The 20,794-nt window shown below is 40.2% G+C and carries 17 protein-coding genes; all 17 read left to right on the top strand.

What is annotated here, in order from left to right:
* The first annotated feature begins 117 nt into the window (after nt 1-117).
* Nucleotides 118-2,610, top strand: coding sequence for a hypothetical protein (locus K339_RS0128795; RefSeq protein WP_028526698.1), 2,493 nt, complete (start codon nt 118-120; stop codon nt 2,608-2,610).
* A 1-nt stretch (nt 2,611) separates the two neighbouring features.
* The gene (locus K339_RS0128790; protein WP_028526697.1) at nt 2,612-3,874 is read left to right on the top strand and encodes a hypothetical protein; all 1,263 of its coding nucleotides are present in this window, start codon (nt 2,612-2,614) and stop codon (nt 3,872-3,874) included.
* Between the two features lie 13 nt (nt 3,875-3,887).
* On the top strand, nt 3,888-4,292 hold the full coding sequence (locus tag K339_RS0128785; protein WP_028526696.1) for a hypothetical protein: 405 nt from the start codon (nt 3,888-3,890) through the stop codon (nt 4,290-4,292).
* A 23-nt stretch (nt 4,293-4,315) separates the two neighbouring features.
* Nucleotides 4,316-5,527 (top strand): hypothetical protein, encoded by a 1,212-nt coding sequence (locus K339_RS0128780; RefSeq protein ID WP_028526695.1) that lies wholly within the window; start codon nt 4,316-4,318, stop codon nt 5,525-5,527.
* An 8-nt stretch (nt 5,528-5,535) separates the two neighbouring features.
* On the top strand, nt 5,536-5,907 hold the full coding sequence (locus tag K339_RS0128775) for a cupin domain-containing protein (protein WP_157607777.1): 372 nt from the start codon (nt 5,536-5,538) through the stop codon (nt 5,905-5,907).
* A 20-nt stretch (nt 5,908-5,927) separates the two neighbouring features.
* Complete coding sequence (locus K339_RS0128770; RefSeq protein WP_028526693.1) at nt 5,928-6,311, top strand: cupin domain-containing protein; 384 nt, start codon at nt 5,928-5,930, stop codon at nt 6,309-6,311.
* Between the two features lie 17 nt (nt 6,312-6,328).
* Nucleotides 6,329-7,084 (top strand): hypothetical protein, encoded by a 756-nt coding sequence (locus K339_RS0128765; RefSeq protein ID WP_028526692.1) that lies wholly within the window; start codon nt 6,329-6,331, stop codon nt 7,082-7,084.
* 21 nt (nt 7,085-7,105) lie between these two features.
* Complete coding sequence (locus K339_RS0128760; RefSeq protein ID WP_028526691.1) at nt 7,106-9,583, top strand: DUF8696 domain-containing protein; 2,478 nt, start codon at nt 7,106-7,108, stop codon at nt 9,581-9,583.
* 141 nt (nt 9,584-9,724) lie between these two features.
* Nucleotides 9,725-10,669, top strand: a complete 945-nt coding sequence (locus tag K339_RS0128755) for an NAD(P)-dependent alcohol dehydrogenase (RefSeq protein WP_028526690.1) — start codon at nt 9,725-9,727, stop codon at nt 10,667-10,669.
* Nucleotides 10,670-10,744: 75 nt separating this feature from the next.
* Nucleotides 10,745-10,918, top strand: coding sequence for a hypothetical protein (locus tag K339_RS37340; RefSeq protein ID WP_157607776.1), 174 nt, complete (start codon nt 10,745-10,747; stop codon nt 10,916-10,918).
* Entirely contained in the window at nt 10,908-11,108 is a 201-nt protein-coding gene (locus K339_RS37335; RefSeq protein ID WP_157607775.1) for a hypothetical protein, read from the top strand. Before K339_RS37340 ends, K339_RS37335 begins: the two co-directional genes overlap by 11 nt.
* The gene (locus K339_RS0128750) at nt 11,083-11,793 is read left to right on the top strand and encodes a GNAT family N-acetyltransferase (RefSeq protein WP_028526689.1); all 711 of its coding nucleotides are present in this window, start codon (nt 11,083-11,085) and stop codon (nt 11,791-11,793) included. Before K339_RS37335 ends, K339_RS0128750 begins: the two co-directional genes overlap by 26 nt.
* The gene (locus K339_RS36310) at nt 11,790-12,431 is read left to right on the top strand and encodes a methyltransferase family protein (RefSeq protein ID WP_051398320.1); all 642 of its coding nucleotides are present in this window, start codon (nt 11,790-11,792) and stop codon (nt 12,429-12,431) included. Before K339_RS0128750 ends, K339_RS36310 begins: the two co-directional genes overlap by 4 nt.
* A 231-nt stretch (nt 12,432-12,662) precedes the next feature.
* The gene (locus K339_RS0128740; protein WP_157607774.1) at nt 12,663-14,372 is read left to right on the top strand and encodes a hypothetical protein; all 1,710 of its coding nucleotides are present in this window, start codon (nt 12,663-12,665) and stop codon (nt 14,370-14,372) included.
* A 23-nt stretch (nt 14,373-14,395) separates the two neighbouring features.
* Nucleotides 14,396-18,076, top strand: coding sequence for a hypothetical protein (locus K339_RS0128735; RefSeq protein ID WP_028526687.1), 3,681 nt, complete (start codon nt 14,396-14,398; stop codon nt 18,074-18,076).
* A gap of 3 nt (nt 18,077-18,079) precedes the next feature.
* On the top strand, nt 18,080-20,476 hold the full coding sequence (locus tag K339_RS0128730; RefSeq protein WP_028526686.1) for a hypothetical protein: 2,397 nt from the start codon (nt 18,080-18,082) through the stop codon (nt 20,474-20,476).
* Nucleotides 20,477-20,532: 56 nt separating this feature from the next.
* A partial coding sequence (locus K339_RS37795) for a hypothetical protein (protein ID WP_211243840.1) occupies nt 20,533-20,794 on the top strand: 262 nt, incomplete at its 3' end.

Here is a 20,794-nt window from a genome sequence, read left to right as displayed (position 1 = left end):
TAGTAGAGGTGGAACGGAGGATACGTATTAATCATTTTTAGATTTATAAATTCTTAAAGTATCGACTATTTTTGCTGATTTAACTCATTGAATTAATAACTTAAAAAATATATAATAATGAAAGATAATGATAGAAATTTTGAACTAGAAAGCCCATTTCTTGTAAATGAGATGAATACTAATAGTGATTCAGTAATATTGGAATTTAAAGAGCGTTTTGATTCTCCTCTTACTAATAACTACATTTATGAAGGGCCTTTTTCAACCACTTATCAATCTGAAGCTGGGCAATCCATTGACCCGAAAACCGAGCGGTTCGTTGAACTTAGAGCCGAATTACATAATCACCAATTCAATGAATTACTTTATGAATTGATGAATGAAGTTCAAGAGCGATTTGGTAGCAATATTGCTTCTGAAATGCCTCAATACCAAAACCAATTAGAATTAGAGGCTTTTAGTTATTATCTTCCTCATATTGCTCAAGTGGAAGAGATTTTTGACAGAATGAGTAATGAATTACAGCAAGGAGATTATTTAAATAGAAGCAATACAGAACTCGAACAATTCTTAGACAGATTTACTTGGGAGGGTGAAACAGACCCAGCATCTCCTCCTATTCAACAGTTTTTTGGAAAAGTAGTAAACTTTGCAAAAAAAGCAATTAAGAAAGTGGGAAGCTTAATGCCTACCACCATTCTTTTTAATAAATTAAAAAAACTCGTAAGGCCGCTCATCAAAAGAGTGATTAAAACTGCTATCAATAAACTTCCAGCAGCGGTTAGACCTATTGCCAATAAGTTAGCTGACAAACTTACCAAATTTGAGGTAATGACAGTTGCGGACAACGAAAACCCTCCATCGTCATTATTTGTTCCTGCACATAATGAGATAAATGAAATTCAAAACTGGTTTGTAGATGAGGTAGTAAATACCGCTTTGGGTAATGGAGAGTTAAGTTATGAAGTAGATTTTGAAGCTGAAATAGAAAAACAGAGCCAACAAGAAAATGCACTCGTTACACTTGATAACGCACGTCAAAAATTTATACAGGAACTTCAAAATTTGAATGACGGAGAAAGTGCCGAACCTGCAATTCAGAATTTTCTACCCGCATTGATGGCTATTTTACCCGCCGTTAAAATTGGAATTAAAGTAATTGGGCGAGACAAAGTTGTAAATTTTTTGGCGGGTTTGGTGGCAAAACTCATTAGTCAGTTTGTTGGTAAAGGCCCAGCAAAATTACTTTCTCGCTCCATGGTAGATGTTGGGATGGGTCTCATTGGGCTTGAAACTGCCGACCAAAATAATCTTGGTTATGAAGCTATTGCCAATACAGTCCAAGAAACGCTGCAAAACTCTCTGAATCAGTTGGCAACAATGCCAGAAGATTATGTCTCAGATTTCGAAACGATAGAAAACTGTGTTAAGGAGAATTTTGAATCATCAGCCGCCGCCAATTTTCCTGATTATAATATCAAACAAGAACTTAGGGAGGTTTCTAACTCAAATACTGCTTGGCAAATGCTACCTCTTAGTGGCAGAAAACAATACAAAAAGCTGTCAAAGGTTTATGATGTAACTTTAGATTACCAAAAACTCTCTTGCATAAACACTTTTGGGGGTCGAACAATAGCAAGTTTTTTAAATCAAACAATGGGCATTGATTTAAAAAAAGCCCCAGTAAAAGCTAAAATGCACATCTATGAGGCTATTCCTGGTACTTGGCTGAGTAAAATAAGTTTAGGAGAAAAAGGAGTTTATGGATTAGGTACAGCTCATAAAGCTGGGTGGATTCAAATACATCCACTTACTAAATTGGCATCGGCGGTATTGGTTCAAGAACCTTGTTTGGCAAAACCAGTACCAATTAAATTTCTTAATAACCACAATCAGATAGCAGTTGGGCAACGTTTTTATTATTTTGAAATTCCAGGAAGCAAAGTAATTACAATACCGACATCTGGTTCAAAGCCAACAGTTACTCCCGCCACACCTCCTGCTCCTTTAGGGCAATCGGACATTCAAGCCGTTTTAAATTTTCTAAAATCTGAGATTAGTTTTAACTATTATTTCGGGCAAGTCGAAGCCCAACAAATAGCAGAAAAACTCAATCAAGGGGATGTCATTTCTTTAGCCCAAACGATTCGTAAGTCCTTTAGCGAGGTTTTATCACGGATTTTGCTGAGAAATATTGGGGATAAAATAAAAATCATTCATGAGGCTTATCCCGAAATGTTCCTCAATGAAATGGAAAACCCAAGAGAAGAGCAACTTGCACCTATAGGAGCTATGGCGATGGCCGCACTGAAAAAAGCGATAGAAGAATTGATTTCAAAATTTGCAGATTATCTATTCAAAGCTGTCGAAAATTATTTTAAAGCCCGCCGACAGGAATTTATAACTGCCCAAAGAGCATCAAAAAATGGAGTTACTGTCAAAATAATATTTACAAAAATACCTTTTATGGCCAAACTTAGGGCTATGTTAAAAATATTGAGAGAAGGGAAAAACGTATCTCTGGGCGACATAAAGGACTTAATATCTTTACCGAGCATCTCCAATTTAATTCCAGAAATCAAGATTGTACCCAACAAACAATTTGATTGAGATGGTAGAGACTTATAATCAAAATATCAAACAACAACTGAGCCGACAATTGACTCACTGGCAACAAGCAACTGAGAAATTAGCTGTTCTTGAAAACTTGGCATCGGCATCGGCTTGGCAAGGAATAGAATACTCCTTGGGTCTAAAATTGAAGAATAACTTGTTGAAATCGGTGGATTTGCTGAGAGTGAAGGGATATCAGATAGAACGATTGATGGCACAAAGAGATGATTCTGAGGATTTGGAACAGATAAAAGTGTCAATTCTTTCATTCAGGGAGCAATATCTGAGAACTGAAACAACACTGCATTTCTTTACAGATGCTATTAATAGCCGAACCTCTGAAAACATTTCATCATTACTCAGGGCTTGCGATATGCTATGCTTGAAAAGTATGAATGTTTTATTGAATCAATTAGGAATGGAAGCACCACCAGTACTGACGTATGTTGATAATGGTTTAGGAGCTTCAATTCTAAAAGCAGGTTTAAGACTTTGGGATGGTGGTACCATCAGCCCTGTTGCCGTGGTTAAAGTGACCCAGCATAATTTGTTTAGACCAACCGCTATTATTCATGAAACGGGGCATCAGGTGGCTCATATTTTAAATTGGAATGACGAATTAGCTAAGACACTTTATGAGGGGCTTAAACTTGATTCGGTTTTGGTTGCAGAAGTTTGTGCTGCCTGGGCATCAGAAATAGCGGCAGATGCTTTTGCTTTTGTACATACGGGGTATGCAGCAGTTGCTTCTTTACACGATGTACTCTCAGGAAATGATTTGTTTGTGTTTAGTTATAACCCAAGCACTCCGCATCCAATAAGCTACCTTAGGGTTTTACTCAACATCGAAATGTGTAAACTTTGCTTTGATTACGGTGCGTGGAATGACATGGAAAACGCTTGGAAGGCAAGTTACGATACAAAAAAATACCCGTTTTCCTCCATTAAGATCATAAACGAGACCTTGCCCTTGCTTAGAAAAATTGCCAAGCTAACACTCCTCTCAAGGCAGCAAGCATTTAAAAGCCAGGCAATTGTAGATTTGATAGACCCACAAAGAGCTAGTCCCAATGCTTTGCTAAAACTTGAAATGAGAGCTGGAGATGGCTTATACTTCTCTCCACAGTGGACAGACGAAAGCTTACGAATCTTGGCTCTAACTGGCTACAAGATTGCAACACAAACACATTCATTATCAGCTATCTATAAACAGCAAGAGCAATGGATGAACAGAATAGGGAATAATTTTAGATACAATTAAAACTAATAATAGAATGGAAAAGACAGTTCATAAAGCTGGTGCATTTATTTCAACACCTGCCGAAAAAATCACAAAAATTCCTGTCACAGAAGTTGATGTAACAAACATTGATAGTACTTTATTAACGCCTCCAGAGAGAACAGATATTGCCGTAACATATAAAGGTAATTTAGAAGAAACGGAAATAAAAGCAATGGGTGAGTTTTTTGATAGAGTAGAATCAAAAAATGTACAATCAGAACAACTTCAAATCATTAGAGAGTTAGTTTCTGATGTTGATGCATTCAAAATATTAACGCGTAAGTTGATACTAAAAGAAAAAACTTTTGAAGAAATTGTTGTTGAACTCACTATAAATAATCGAGAAGTTTTAGTGGATAATAGAAGAAAAACTACACGAATAAGTAAAAATTTTTAGAATAATTTTAAACAAACAATACGATGCAATTATTTTCACAAATAGCAAGAGCTTTTAATGCTCAAAATCCAAATAATGATAATAATAGACAGAACCCAGGTGGGGTAAATGGTTTAGGAAATCTATTCAATATAAATAATGTTCCTATTCTCTACACACCAGCAGATCTTGATGAATTAGAAGATGAGAATTACAACGATAATAGACAAAATCCAGCTAGAATAGGACTTGAGGCCCAAATTGATTTTTTTACTCTAAATGACCCAATACTGATAGATAGAGCATTTACAATAACTTTCAGAGATTGGCAAATACCAAAAAATGATAATTTAGATAATCCACCATTTGATTATCCATTTCATCTAATTTACTCATTTCTAATTGAAAACACTCGCATACTTCAGATATTCGAGAAGGTACTTTCGCACTATGTCAATTCTGAGGTTTTAACATTAGCAAATCGTCCTAACCCACTATTACAAAACTGGGTACGCAATTCAGAAGCATTATTTTTCAGGGATCCTTCGGCGAGTTCTTTCAGAAATACTGTAAGTCGTCTCAGAGACCGTGAGGAAGCTGTTCGGCGAAATGCTTATTATCGCTTGTTTGGGATGGATTTATCACATGGAGATATTAATAATCCTGCCAATCCAGTATTTCAATACCAACGCTCTAACATCAACAACCGTGAATTTGTAACACTTTTTAGCAAATTATTAACTGAGATTTGGCAAGGCTATATCAACCGAAACAATAATGTTAGTGCCAATACAACAGACATAAATAGTATTAATAGAACGATAGGTGATTTGAGAGATATTCTTCTAGCAAGACGGGGGATTACCAGCCCTGGGCAATTTAATAATGAATACCCAAATGCTACACTCACTCGTGAAGAATTTAGCTCAGTCATCATGATGGCATGGTTTCATCATGCAATCATGTGGGACTCGCCTGTGGTGAGCGATTTAGGGGCTGAAGGTCAAACTTCGGCAGATAGATTGATAAAAATTGGGGCAAAAGTTGGTATAAGCCCACACCCCAATACACGTGAATTTTTAGAGTTAGCAAGTCCAATGGCTGAACTGCTTAGAAACATTGAATATGACAATTTTGATGGTCAATTCGTGCAAAATAATATAATTGTTGCAGGTAATGTTGTTCCTCCTGGTGCAAATAACATCCTCACTATCATCAATCTTTGGGAAAAGGCAACAAAGGTGAAGATTAAATAATAAGCAAATTGATACTCATAAAAAAAATAGATTCATTCACCAGAAAAACATCTCCGTTTTGTGGAGAGTTTTTTCAAATTTTATCGGGAGAAGAATATCAGCCCGATTTGGTGATTTTTCCAGACATACGAGCAACAGACGCACATTTTCATCAGGATTTCGATGAGATTTATTTGGTGATTGATGGAGAAATTGAAGTTGAAACGTATGAACCAGTAGGGGGAATCAGACTGAAAACTACCTTACTGCCTAATGAATTAATGATGATTGGTAAGGGTATTCACCATAAAATCAGTAAAACATCTGATACAAATAGGTTGTGTGTAATTAGCAAGCCTTGTTACAATTCTGATGATGTTCATCCCTCAATTTATCTTTGAATTAATAAAATTCTCAAAATATGAATAATCTCTTTGAATTCAAGACACTCCAAAAGAAATATGATTATTTGGCCCCCGATGGTTCAGAAATTAGGCTATTACCAACCTTGGAAAAAGGAGGTTTGTGTCATTGTACTTTACCTGTCGGCATGACTTCATCAGCTGTAAAACATAAAACTGTTGATGAGGTGTGGTATTGCCTATCGGGTTCTGGATCAATTTGGCAGGAAAATAATGAAGAAACAAAGGTCAAAGATTTTACTTGTGGCGATTGTTTTTCTATTCCTGTTGGCTGTAGCTTTCAATTTAAAAATATTGGAAGTGAACCACTTTGTATAATAATATCCACTATGCCTAAATGGCCTGGGGCTGATGAAGCAATAAAAGTAGATGGTATTTGGTAGTAAAATCAACTGAAACAATGGAATCTACAACAAAAAAAATCTCGGAAACTATAGCAGTAATAATTCCATTATTGGTTGTTTGTTCGTGCATTAGATTAATAACCTATTATAGCCATTGGAATATTCCCATTTTTGATTACCTAACTACATCTGAAATTGCGCTATATGTTATTGAGCCTTTATTCAAAATTGCAGGGTTTGTTTCTGGTTATTTAGCATTGGTTCTATTGTTAATAGTAATAATAACATTGTGGATTGTTTTTTGGTCACATAAATCCATTGAAAATGATAACATAGATGAAAAAATAAAAGAAGGTAATAGCTTTTTTTCAAAATTAAATAAAAATAAGTGGTGGCGTAATGTTAGTTTTTTAATTACTATTTTCGTCATATTTAATTCTATTTGGTTTGAATTTGACAAAATGGCTTTAATCGTATTTCATTCACTTATTTGGGCTACTTTTTTTGACTACTTCGCAAAGAAAAATTCTCATAAAGATAAATACAATCCTGTCATAGTGGCATCTACTATTACTATATTAAGTTTCTCATTTTTTATTGGAAGATATGACTGGAATAAAACAGAAACTTCTCCCAATTCTTATAAAATAATACTTTCAGATACTATTTCAGTCGAAACCAACAGAGACAAAATCTATTTAGGGAAAACCAAGGATTTTTTCTTTTTCTACGAAAAAAAGAGTCGTCAAGTATCAATTATTCCATCAAATGAAGTAAAATCTTTAACAATGACAAATGTGCAAAATAAGTAAAAAAGCGTAAATTTTAAAATTATGAAAAAAATAGTAATAATAATTTTATTCATTTTATTAACTTTTAGTGCATCTGCTCAAACCCATAAAATTTGGGAAGCCGTAAAACGAAATGACGATGCAACCGAAATAGCACCTAACGAAGCAAGAAAATGTACTTCAGACCATTTCGACAATTTTTATGAAGTGGGACATTTCAATGGCACTATTACATTTGGAAATACTACTTTAACTGCTGTAAATGGTGATGCTTATTTGGTCAAATACAATAAAGATGGCGAAGTATTATGGGCAAGGCGAGCTGGCGGTACAGGTAACGAACTTTGCATTGATATACTATTCTTTGATGGTGCCATATATATTACTGGTAATTTTGAAGGCACTATGAATTTTAGCCCTTTTTCAAGTTCAGGTATTGCCGAACTTACTTCTGCTGGAAATAGGGACGGATTTATCGCAAAATATAGCACAAATGGGGCTGTAAATTGGGTTAAAAGATTTGGCGGTAGTGGCTGGGATTGGGGTTCGGGATTAGCAGGTCTAAATGATGGTATTTACCTAACAGGTGTAATTACAAGTGCGCCCGCAAATTTTAATACACCCTCATCATATAGTAGCAATACCTTATCTGCACCAGGTGGTGATAATGCTGATATGTTTGTAGCAAAGTTTGATAAAGCAAACGGCTCGACTCAGTGGATAAAACGTGCGGGCGGTACCGACGAAGATTATGCAGGTTCCATCGCTATTGATAATAATTCCATCTATGTTGTCGGAACCTCTCGTTCTTCACTACTAAATTTTAATACCCCTTACAATACCGCCACCAATAGTATGCCAAATTTCTACTCAGGCATATACAGTGGTTATTTAGTAAAGTTTACTACAACAGGTGATTATAGTTGGTCAAGAAGGTTTGGTGATAATTGTGAAACTTGGGGTACATCAGTGATAGCTAAAGATAATTCAGTTTATGTGGCTGGTCGATATTGTGAAGATATGAGTTTTTCTCAAAATTCCAATACTGTTAGTTTTAGTAGTCCTTGGGGCTCTGGTTTACAGATAGATGAAGGATATATCGCAAAATATAATTCAAGTGGTACGCTTCAATGGGGTAAAAGGTCAGGAGGAACTATCAATGATATTACTTTTTCAGATGATGGTTTATCAATTTACACAGTGGGTAGCTTTATCATTGATGGCGTCAATTTTAATACCCCATCAAACTATGGTTCCAATATTTTAACGGTACCAACTTCATTATATCCCGAATTTTACCAATACGCTGCCTATTTTGCAAAATATAATCTTGATGGAAATTATTTATGGAGCAGACAAAATACAAGTGAAACGAACATTCCTCTTGGCGATGAATATGGTATGGGAATAACAGTTGAAGGCTCAAGAATATTTACAGTTTCATTCGCAAGAGGAGATATGTTTTCGCAAAAATGCTTTTTTGAAGGCTCTCTTTCAACAAATCCATTATCAAGTAGCTCATATTGTGCAGGCACAAATATTTCGGTCCCATTCACAGCATCAGGCATCTACGATATAGAAAATACTTTTAGAGTAGAATTGAGCGATGCAAATGGCGATTTTACAAGAAATCAAAATCTTGGGACAGGACTATCAAGTCCAATCACAAGTATATTACCCACAAATACTGTTGGAACAAACTATAAAGTGCGTGTGGTTTCTACAAATCCAAAAGTTGTTGGTTTGGCTATCCCATTATTTAGTTTCAATATTATCGCCGCAAGTAAAGGGGGCACCGTAACAGGTGGCACAACTGTATGCACAGGCTCAACTACACCTATACCAATTACCCTTAGTGGCCAAACAGGCAATATCTTAAAATGGCAACAAAGCTCAACACCAGATTTTGCCTCGCCATTAGACATTAACCTCACAACTGCAACAATCAATGTAGGCAACATGACTGCTGATAGATATTTTAGAGCTGTTGTGCAAAATAGTAGTTGTGCTTCTGCAAATTCTATTGCAACAAGCTTTACGGTCAGTCCAACAACTGTCTCAGGTACGTTATCGTCAGTAAACGGTATTTTCTGTGCGGGTATAAACAACAATACGATTAATCTAAGCGGCAAAGTTGGGAATGTATTGAAATGGCAATCGAGCTCAAGTTCTGCCTTTACCTCACCAGTGGATATAAACAATACTTCTACCAGTTTAAATGTAACCAATATCAATACTACGACTTATTATCGAGCGGTGGTAAAAAGTGGCGCCTGTGCAGAAGTAAATACAGGCAATAGGCAGATAGCCATTTCAACCACAGCCGTTACTTTAAATAATTCAAGTCCTTTAAACTCAGTGACGTTTCCTGTAAAGAGTAATTTTACAATCACAGGACAAAATGCAATTACAGGTAGCTCTAATGTTTTGTTTAGATCAAATAAATCGGTGGAACTAAAACCTGGCTTTAGAGCAGAAAGTGGTACTGTATTCAAAGCGGAGATTGGTGGCTGTAATTAATATTTAGCACTGGGCCTCCAATCAGGCCACATTTGTTAAAATTTCCCCCTCATTTGCCCCAAATATCATGGAAAACCATGAGAAGAAAAGTTCTCAGTTTCCATGATATTTGGGGCAAAATTTTTATGCTATAAACCTCTTATGAAAGCGATTTTACTACAAAACTACGGAAACCTCGACGCTCTGCGAATAGCGCAAGTTCCTACGCCTGTCCCTGCTGCTGGGGAAGTATTGGTCAAAGTGAACGCTTTTACGATTTCTCCCCTTGAACTGAAAATCCGAAGCGGAGAGGCTAAGATGTTTGTGAGGCGTAAACTCCCAATGCTCATGGGGACTGATTTTGCTGGGGAAATAGCGGAGGTGGGAGAGGACAGTACGGTGTGGAAAGTAGGCGATGAAGTACTGGGAACCGTTGATGCTTTTAAGCAGTCGGGGCCTTATGCCGAATATGTGCTCGTGAAAGCGGAGCAAATTATCCCAAAACCAACTTCTATTACGTTTGAAACGGCCTGTACGTTGCCTATCTCTGCGGTCTCTGCATTACAGTGCTTGCGCGACGTAGGCAAAGTAAAAGCGGGTCAAAATGTGCTTATTTTAGGCGCTGCGGGGTCATTGGGACACATTAGCGTACAGCTTGCAAAACAAATGGGTGCCAATGTGACGGCGGTTTGTCGGTATAACAACGCAAATTTTGTAAAATCGCTCGGGGCCGACCGCGTAATCGACTACTCACAAACGTCTCCTTTTGCCCAGATGGAGGCGTACGATTTGATTTTTGACGTGGTAGATAAATATTCGTTTAAAGACGCCAAACAGGCCCTTCGCCGTGGGGGGCTTTACCTCAACACAGTGCCTGGCCCCGCAAAAATGTTCAGCGCGTTGTGGAATCCGTTTCGTGCTAAAAAAATGGCTGTTTTTTTTCTAAAACCTTCTATCGATGACCTAAAATGGGTAGTACAACAAGTCGAAGAAGGAAAGCTCAAGATAAATATTGATAAAACGTACCAAGGTCTCGAAAGCATCTACGAAGCTACGGCCAACTTAGAAGCAGGGCACGTCAGGGGTAAATTGGTGATACAGTTATGATGGATGTGGGGGCAATTTATTCTTTTAATGGAAAACCAGTAGTTGCAAAATCATGGTTATCCATGAATCAATATCATGGATAACCATGAGTACAGAATCAATTTTAAATGGGGTACTTTGCCCATGTCAATGATGGAAGAAAACTACCAAGATTGGGGGGCAGGAAAATGCCGTATCCTGCTGAATTTTGTGTCCATCATTAGTACGACTGTAGTAAATCACCTAAACTCACAGATAGATGAAAAATAGCTCTACACTTGCAATACCTGTCGGTTGGCAACGGAAACGTATCCGAATTGCGCCAAACACGCTTTTTGGTTTGGGGTTGCTACTTGCGGGAGGAATCCTCGTAAGCATCGCGACCTATATGTATATTCAATCATCTACGATGTTGACCACTAATTTTTACGACCATGTCACCGTCTTTTATTTACCGTGAAGTCACCGAAAAAGAAGAATTGAAACGGGTGTTTCAATTGCGTTACCAAGTGTACGCCCAGTCGGAGAACAAGGCGTTTATTCGAGCCAATGAGCAGGGTTTAGACATGGATAGTTTTGATGCACATTCCAAACATTTTGTGTCGCTGAATGAACAAACGCAGGAAATCGTCGGGTACTTACGCGTTGTGTATTCGTACAAAAAATACACCAATTGGGTAAGTAAAGCGCTATTACAAGAGTGCGGATTTAGGTACGAACTTCCCTCGGGTGCCGAATTTCCTTTTCTAAGCTATCAAGGTGTGCCAGCGGAGCATTTCGAGTGTAAAGACCGTTTAGAACGTCAAGGAGAACTACTTTGTGAAGTAAGTCGGCTGGTGGTGCATCCACTTTACCAACAGGCAGGAATTGCTAAAATGATAATGTCGAGTTCCTTGTCGAGTGTTTCAATGCGTGAAGACACTACGTATTTGTTTATTAATTGCAGTCCAAGTTACGAGAAATTTTACAAGCAACTGGGAGCTGAAAATATCGATGGAGACAAGCGTTACGTTGCCAATGGTGTTGAGAAAGTAACACTTGGCCTTAAATTAGACTCCTACGCTCTTTCTAACTATTTTCGTGAACAACCCAAACCGCTTGAGAAACAATTATACAAAACCCACCAGATTGTAGAGGTTATATGAAGCACAAACTATTGAATATCGTTGTTTTTTCGGTGATAGTGTATCTGCTACCACTTTGGGGACATTGGGAGCAGATACTGAGTATTCCCTTGCTGTTTTTGTTGCTGAAAACAATCGCTTTAGTCTTTACCCAACCCCCTATCACGCTTCAAGGTGTACAAACTCAAGCGGCGCACGATCGTTTTTCGACCTTGGGTATTGTGTTGGTGTACGTAGGAAGTCAAGCGGCAGCCATGATTGAGTGGATGTATGTCGGTAAAGGTCACGTGATTGTGGATGGAGTGTTTGTAACGGGGGTAATCGGAATAATCGGAGGCCTATGGTTTCGTACTTGGTGTATTCGGACCTTGGGGCGTTTTTTTACGTCCGAAGTAAAAATTCAACATGAACAACGCATCATCACCAGTGGGGCTTATCAGTACGTTCGTCACCCAAGCTATTTGGGAGCGTATGTGGCCATTGTGGGTAGCACCTTGGTCGTGCATGCTTACATGACGGCATTGGCTACGGCGGTATTGTTAGGGGGTGCCTATTATTACCGCATTGTGGTAGAAGAGGCTACGTTAGTTGCTGCTTTTGGAGAGGAATATGCACGTTACCAGAAAGTCTCTAAGCGGTTTTTACCCTTTGTGTATTAGGGGTAGCTTTCAAGGTACATGATGAAAACTACCAAGATTGGGGGGGGAGAAAATGGCTAAGTAGGGTGAGTTTTGTATCGGTTACGAACTAAGATATTATACGCTTTTAGGCAAATGCTCCAAAGACGTATATTAGTAAGCGTTTGTTTATTTTTGCGCTACTGGACAGTTCCAGCTAGACGAAAATAACAAATCCAAAAGATGAATGCGGCAATCAAATACAAGTAAAATATGAGGAATCTATGTTGTTGTTTGCGTTACTTGGTGGCTTTGTTTCTGCTGGTTCATACACCCGTTGTATCACAGAACTTAGGCTCGCTCAAGAACCAAAAAATCCTAGAAATCAGGGGGAGTTTGGCCGCCAATGTACAGTTTTATCAGGCCAATGGTATCAACAATCGCCGCCAACCCTTCACATGGTATCTGACAGGTACGCCCGTCGTGAAGTGGTTTGGAATGACGTTCCCATTTACACTGGTGGTAAGCGAGCAGGAACGTAGATTTTCTCAACCGTTCAATCAATACGGAGTGAGTCCTTATTATAAATCACTCAAACTCCATTTAGGATACCGAAATGTACGATTTTCGGATTACACTCTTGGGGGAGCCAATTTTTTGGGTGCAGGAGTCGAATATACCCCTAAAAATATTCGATTAGGTTTTGTGTATGGGCAGTTTGCACGGCCTATAAATGAAGATGCGACGGGGCAAGATGTTCGTTATCAGCACATTCGGCCAGTGTATCAGCGCATAGGATGGGCAGCAAAGGTGGGGGTTGGTTCGCCAAAATCTTACGTAGATGTTAGCGTATTTAAAGCCAAAGATATCATCAGTTCAATCACCGCACCCTCACCGCAATCTAGGGTGTTACCCATGGAAAACCTTGCCGTGGGACTCAAAAACCACTTCGGCTTTTTTAAACAGAAATTAACATTTGACTTGGACGTAGGGGCTAGTTTACTTACCCGAAATTCCCTAAAAAGAGATGTTGAAAATCCTGAACCTTGGCAAAATAAATTGTTGGATATAGTGGCGGTAAACGCTAGTTCCAATTTTTTTACGGCGGGTATGGCAGCGATGGGTTGGAGGTTTAAAAAAGGAGCTATTCGTGCGATTTACCAGCGCGTTGACCCCGATTATCAATCACTTGGGGCGTATTATTTCCAAAACGATGTAGAACAGATAACCATTTCGCCCACTTTTATGCTTTTCAAAAACAAATTAATCATCAACGGTTCCATAGGGCGCTCCCACGATAACTTGAAGGGAAATAAGGGGGCCACTACCCATCGAAACGTGAGTTCGGTCAATCTCTCGATGAGTCCGATGAAACGCCTCACTGTTGGACTTAATTATTCCAATTTTGGGGTAGGTCAAAGCCGAGGGTTGGGCGATTTTTTTAATGACTCGCTGGCCGTAAGTGTCGTTAATTCATCGTACAATGCCACCATTAACTATTCGCTTGGAAGTAAGATAAGTCAGCAATCATTTGGGATAACTGCTACGTACCAAAATACAAACGACCAAAATGCTTTTACGCGCCAATACACGGGAGCGTCGTCGATGATTGGAGTGGTAACATACAACTTTACGCATATTCCACGAAAACTCAGTTCAACCATTGCTCTGAGCTATGTATCCATCGAAACCGCAGGTAAATCCTTGTTAAATATAGGGCCAAATGTAGGATTGAGTAAAGAGATACCAAAGCTGAAAGTAAGAGTGGGGGTAAATCATAATAGTCAGCTTAGGAAAGTCGATGGCCAGGACGACGGCATCATGACTAATACTGGGCTGACTATTTTTTGCCCCCTCAATAAGCAGAGCATCAGTGTCGGAGGTAACTATTTATACAACCGTTATAAAGTACAACAGGATGCGCTAGTCTATCGCAATTTTAGCGAATTAAGGGCGACATTAAGTTATGGGATTCGATTTTGAAGAAGACTGTTAATTGTCAAGCAATGAAAGAATTACGCAAGATATTTTGGTTGATTGTATGCCTACTCTCAGGGGAGAGCGTGGGAGCTCAAGTAATTAACATTAATTTTTTGGTGACCACCCAACGTCCTTTGTCTAGGCTGTCTGAGTTGGAAGAAATTGCCAACTCAGGTCAAATGATTTTGACCCTAACCAACCTCACGACTGAAAATCAGCCCTTTCAGATTGAAGCAGTTTTTTATTCACAGACCACGTCTTTTCGACTCATTACGAATCCTAATGCACCTGCATCTGGTGGTGTACTAGGCCCTGCGGGAACCGTTGCAGGCACAAAATCATATACTGTTCAAGATTTGAGCGAGCTATTTGGCGAGGATAGTTTTATTACGGGTGATGGTAAGACATTAGTGGAATACCTTGCCAGTAATCCCGATGGGCAAATCCCCAGCGGAAATTATCAATTGTGCATACGTCTGCGCCCCGAAACGCTTAATCAGCAATTAACCAACGAATTGAGTAATGTAGGATGCGCCAATTTGACGTTCCAGCAATTAAGCTCCCCTTTGATTAATAGCATCAACAATCAGCCGTGCCCCATGTGTACGGAGGTGCCGCCATTGGACAATCCAAACATACCGTTTCCAGTTGCTTTCACTCCAGCCTTAGCCCAACTCAACAGCGTGATGGTGAATGACTTTTCGTACACTATCTACCTTCTTGAAATGGTGACGGGAATAGAAGACCCGAACCAACTTATCCAAACGGCTATCGATCGAAATGACGTTAATTTTGTGGTGAAAAAAGAACTACTTGGCCCAAATGTATCGCCTCAACTTACTGAGTTGTTACAGCCTCAAGACTTTTCAAAACCCCTGGAAAAAGGCCGCACCTATGCTCTTGCTGTTAAGGCAAAAAGTAATTCAATAAGTGATGATAATCTCCCCAATCGTGGATTTAGTCCAGCCCAAGTTTTTAAGCTTGAGGGAGTTGATAATGATAGTAGGCCATTGCCTTCGGAGTGTGATTTAGCCTTAGCCCCGACCGAAGCCTGTGCGTGCATCGTCGATAGTACGATTTTGCCAAAAGACTTGGTTGATTTGGGGAACATCACTACCCTAGAAAATGTGCCAGTACAATTGGGCTATTTTAAATTGGTGGTAAAATCGGCGACCAATGAAAATGGGAAATTTAAGGGGAATGGACTGATAAAAAACCCCTATTTGAATTCTTGGATTCAGGTTAAGTTTGATGACCTTGAGTTAAAGAAAAAGAGCAGTTGTTTTTTTGCCGTGAAAGGGAAAGCGTATGGTGTAAAAGACGCTGGATACCTCGAAAACGGAGCTGTACAACAACTCTTAGCCTTGAATCAAAGGCAAACAGGAACACCCGCCGATACGATTACCATGAAAACGGGGGTAGAAGGTGCTATCACCACAGGGATTGTGTCGGGTTTGAAAGAACAATTTAATAACATTGATAACATAGAGCGTACCCTCAGACTCAATGAAGAGTCTTACGAAGCGACGCTACCCCTCGGTATTGATTTAGCTTTAGGGGACAATAAACTGAAGTTTGGGGTATTTGGCATGGAGTTTACGCCTACCAAGGCAACCATGCAAGTCGTCATTCAAACGCCTCCTTTGCCCCTGCAAACGCCCCAAGAACTTTATTTTGGGGCTAAAGATCTTTGTTTTTCTCCCAATGGAATATCAGGTGATCAGGCGACACTTTATTTGGGAGCAGATTTACGTTTGCCTTCATTTGGGTCTAATTACAGCTTTACCTTGAAGGGTTCTGAAGATTTAGCCCAAACGACAAGTATAACCCTCGACTGCAACATGGCCTTCAAACGGATTCGTTTGGTAGGAGAAATAGGTCTTGATACCAGTGTAGTACGACAGGTGGCCGATAGTTCGCAAGTAAAGGCGTTGTTTGCCGTAGAAGTCGAAAAATGGGAAGAGTTGATGCTTGAAACGAGCGTCAAACCCTTCTATTTCGTTTCGCATCCTGATTGGGCTTTTGAGATAAAAGAGGCCGCTCTTGATTTGTCTGCTTTGGCAAATCCCGCGGGCATCCGTCTCCCTGAGGAAGACCAAGCGGCTTTAGCTGGCAATATAAACTTGTGGACAGGCTTATACGCCAAACGAATTGCGGTGACGCTACCGCCTTCTTTCAAATTTGCCAAAGGGGGACAAACAGGTCGCGGGTTGACCGCAGGGTTTGAAAACCTTACCATTGGTTTTAATGGTTCGATGCAGCTGACGGGGGTAGTAGAAAACATCTTAACGCTTGAGGGTGATTCGGGGGGCGTATTGTCGGGGTGGCAGTTCTCCATCGACCGTTTAGCTCTCACAATTAAGTCGGCCAACCATGATTTGAGTTTTATACCTAAACTAGAAGGTCGGCTAAGATTTCCGCTGTTTGATGACCCCTTCAGGTACACGGCTGAGTACCGTCAATCTGACAAGAGCCTTGTATTGGCCGTTATTGGGGATAACGTGGAGTTGAAGGCCAATAGCATTAAGTCCGTTTTTAAAATGCAGGAAGGGTCGCGGGTAGAGTGTATTTTTACGAAGGCCAGACCAACGAGCAGCGCAGTATATGATGCTGAGATAAAGATAAGCCTTAATGGAAAATGGTCTATTATTGATACAACCAAAGGGATAGACATCCCCTTGATGCAGTTTACAGGGTTGAGGTATTCTACCAAAACAGGTTTTGAATCTCAGCCTACGCTCGGGTTTGTCACTACTTCAGCAACAGGAACGGGTAATCAACCTCCTGCGATTCCGCACGTTAAAGGTTTTGATGCTGATTTGAAAAATATTACCCCATTTTTTGACGGAAAGTTTGAAGAAGGAGGAGGGGTTAGGTTAGGCGTTTCTTTTACGCTGGGTATCAAACTCATAGGTCAAAATGGCAGTGCTAGTCAAAGCAACGATACCTGGTCGTCGTTTGGGGCGAGTGCTACGCTCGAACTGAGTGCGGTTTGTAAAATAGGGGAGGACTATAAGCCTAGTATTGAGGAGTTTAATCTCAATTTATTAGGGATTGGTATTGATGCTGATGCGGCAGTATGTCACATCAAAGGTAGCTTTACTCTCATTGACAACGACCCTGTATTTGGCAATGGGTTTCGAGGATGCGTCGATTTTAAATTGGGGGTGGGGGTAGAAGTACAAGGGAATGTTGCGGCTATTTTCGGAAGAACGATGGGAACAAATGGCTATTCCTACTTCTCGATTGATGGTAAAATTGAAAATCTTAATCTGATGATTGGGCAATACCTCGCTATCAATGGGTTTGTAGGTGGCTTGTCTTATAATATGAAAATGAGAGAAAATAGCCCCAAGCCTATGATTGATGCGGTGGTAGACCGATTGATAGGGGGAGGGCAGTGTTCTACTGATGCTCCCATGTCGAACTTCCCGCAGGTGCCAGAGGAAGGGAAGTTTCAACTTTTGTTTTCGGTACTGTTCAAAGACGCCGCCGCGGGTGGCTTTGCCTTCAACGGGGGCATGGGGCTGTTTTCACAAATCGACTTGGTGCGAGGTGGGGTAGATTACCTTGCGGTGGGGGGCTTCATGGACTTTATCAAACCACCTACGGCATCACTGGCAATTGGGGTCAACAACGGCATGAAGCTGAGGGCTAGTTTGGGTCTCATGTACGACTTCAATAATCATGTACTGACGGGCTCATAGAGAGTGTATATCAACGTAGGAAATGTGCTGGTTGGAACAGCCCGCACCGACAATGCAGACCTAAATGAGCCTGATTTAGCGGGTAAGATGGCCCTGTACGTAGGAAGCAACGATTGGTATGTTTATATTGGTAATCCTTGGGCACCCACCAATGCAGGAGACCCTGGAAATTTACTGGCGAGTATGCCACAGTATGCCGAAGTGAGTGTAGTAATCCCAGGCTTTAACATTCGGTTGGGGGGAGCAGGTGCTTATTTTGCAATGGGTACGTACGGTATTTATGGCTTACCACCGTTGCCCCCTAATCGAGAAGGCTTTTCAATTCCTGACAACATCAGAAGTCAACTTATGAGTACCCGTGGAGCGCCAGACCCGAGCCTTACCAGCGGTGCAGGAATTGCTTTTGGTGGTTGGATGGGTTTCGACTACGCTACGCCGTGGTTGTTTGATGCCTTGCGGGCAGGAATTAACCTAGGGGCGGGCTTTGATGTTGCGCTTCTGCGTTATGCAGCTTCTGCTTCTTGTGATGGGGCTTCAGGGACGTTGGGTATCAACGGGTTCTATGGTAGAGGACAACTTTATGCTTACATTAAAGGGGCACTTCAGTGGAAACACGATGACGATAATATAGAAGATTTGTACAAAATAGATTCCCAAATGATGGCCGATTTCGGGGGGCCTAATCCGACTTGGTTAAAGGGTGAGTTAGAATTTTTAAATAGTAATCTCATTGACTTGGCTTGGGGGCTCAACCCAGTTGTTGGGGCCGCCGTTTGGTGGGCATTAGACACCGAAGACGAGGACGGGAATCCTGCGAAAACGTATGTGCCTATCGAAATAGGTACACCATGTATTCCTAGTTCGGGACCTGTGGTAGATCGGAGCCAAGGGACAGAGTCGATTGTGTCTAGCATTACGCCAGGCGATTCGATTGAACCACAAGGAAGTATTTACGTGTCGCTGTCAAAACAACTTGAGCAAAAATGGCAATGGTACGATGCGGGTACAAAAACGGCGTATAAACGTCGTTGGAAATTAAAATCGTATGAGTTGAAAAAAGCCAACTCGACCGTCATTCCGCTGTTGATGACCGATAGACGCGAATCAAAAGAATTGGTATTTACAATCAATGGCAATAACACTACTCAAAAACCAGCGACAGGCGAGACGATTAGGTTTATGATGGTGCTGGTTTTGGAAGAAAGTAAGCAAAATACAAACAACTGGGTAGAAACCGAGTTTAAAACGACCTCGACAGTAGCGTTGAAAGTAAAACCCAACGACTACCAGATTGCTTTCAGTGATATTGTGCTAAGCTACCCAGCCATTGGGCAACAATTCTACTTGCCGAATGAAGGCCTTGAAGACGAACGTTTTGTATTGTTAAACTATAATATCCAGAATGAGGTAAATAGTTTTGAACAAAACCGAGTGGGGTATAGCAAGCGTAAATATGTGAGAGTGAAGCAAGGTGAAACGGTGGTAGGAGAGGTACCTTTTGAAGTGAAGATGATGCCCAACAGTATTTCGGCACTGGCTTATAAATTACCTACGATCACAACCAATTCGTTGTATTCGCTTGAGTTTTGGTTGGAAGTGACTCCGCCTGTCTCGTTTCAAGCCAATTCATCCTATCAACAACTGAGCAGCAATGCTTTGTCAGGAAATACAACCAATACGCAGCAGACAGTTAGGAAAAAAATTCTTTCTTATTCGTTTAAAACAAGTCAATTCGCCACGTTTGCCGAAAAAATAAACCGAATTCCTAGTCAGTCAAAACGCTTTGTGCAGGAATCAAACACCAACGTTCTGGTCTCAAAGTTGCTCCTTAGAGAAGAAGGCTGGGATAATTTTGAATTGAGTTCATCCACTACGCCGTTGGTTAATAGGTCGGTTGAGCGTCTTTATCCTTATTTCAAAGCCATCCCTGTTTTTAATGCGCCTTGGCACGAACAAGTGAAGAAAAACCTGAATGATTGGGAACTGCAATTGACAACTTTGCGGAATCAGTTGGCGGCAAGCGCAAGTCCTGCTCCAGCGGGAGAAAGCGTTATGCAGAAGAGAGATAGGCTAGCAACAGAGGCACAACGAGTTGCGGATGAACTGGCGTTAAGAGGCTTTACTGAAGAAGATATTGCGGCCAAAAATCAACTCAAGGCCATTTTGGAAGGAACATTAGAAGTAGCGGTGGAATGTAATGCTAACCAGCAACAAATCGAACTAGAAGACGACTGGGATCAAAAAATCATGGATGTTGGACGTCAGGTAGGTATTGAATTTGCCATGCCTACCGCAGGAGGGTACAACTTTAAGTTGCAGTATAGGTATCCGACCCTGCAACCAAGCCAAATTGGAGGAAATTCTATTTTACTCTATTGTAGATTTACTTTTTCAAAATAATATTTGGCAATGAAGGAGTTAAACCGATTACTCACTGGTACTCAGATACTGAGGTTATGTTTGGTTTCTCCTTCATGACAAATGCTGATAACGGACAGTTCATTGGGTATTTTAGCCCGTCTCACAATGTTGTTTATAGGCATTTAATTGTTTCATCTTTTTTTATTTTAGTTATGGGTACTTATCTTGGAATCGACATTAGTAGTGACTTTATTCACATCGCTTGTGAAGATAATACTACTTGGGTTTTCACCAAAGTTGAGAACGAGCTCAAAGCTATTGATGACTGGATAAGCAGCATGCCAGAAGATATTCATG

Origin of the sequence: Runella limosa DSM 17973 (assembly GCF_000482465.1) — a bacterium.
Classification (GTDB): Bacteria; Bacteroidota; Bacteroidia; order Cytophagales; family Spirosomataceae; genus Runella; species Runella limosa.
The sequence above is the reverse complement of the archived record's forward strand: the minus strand, read 5'-3'. Positions and strand labels throughout refer to the sequence as shown.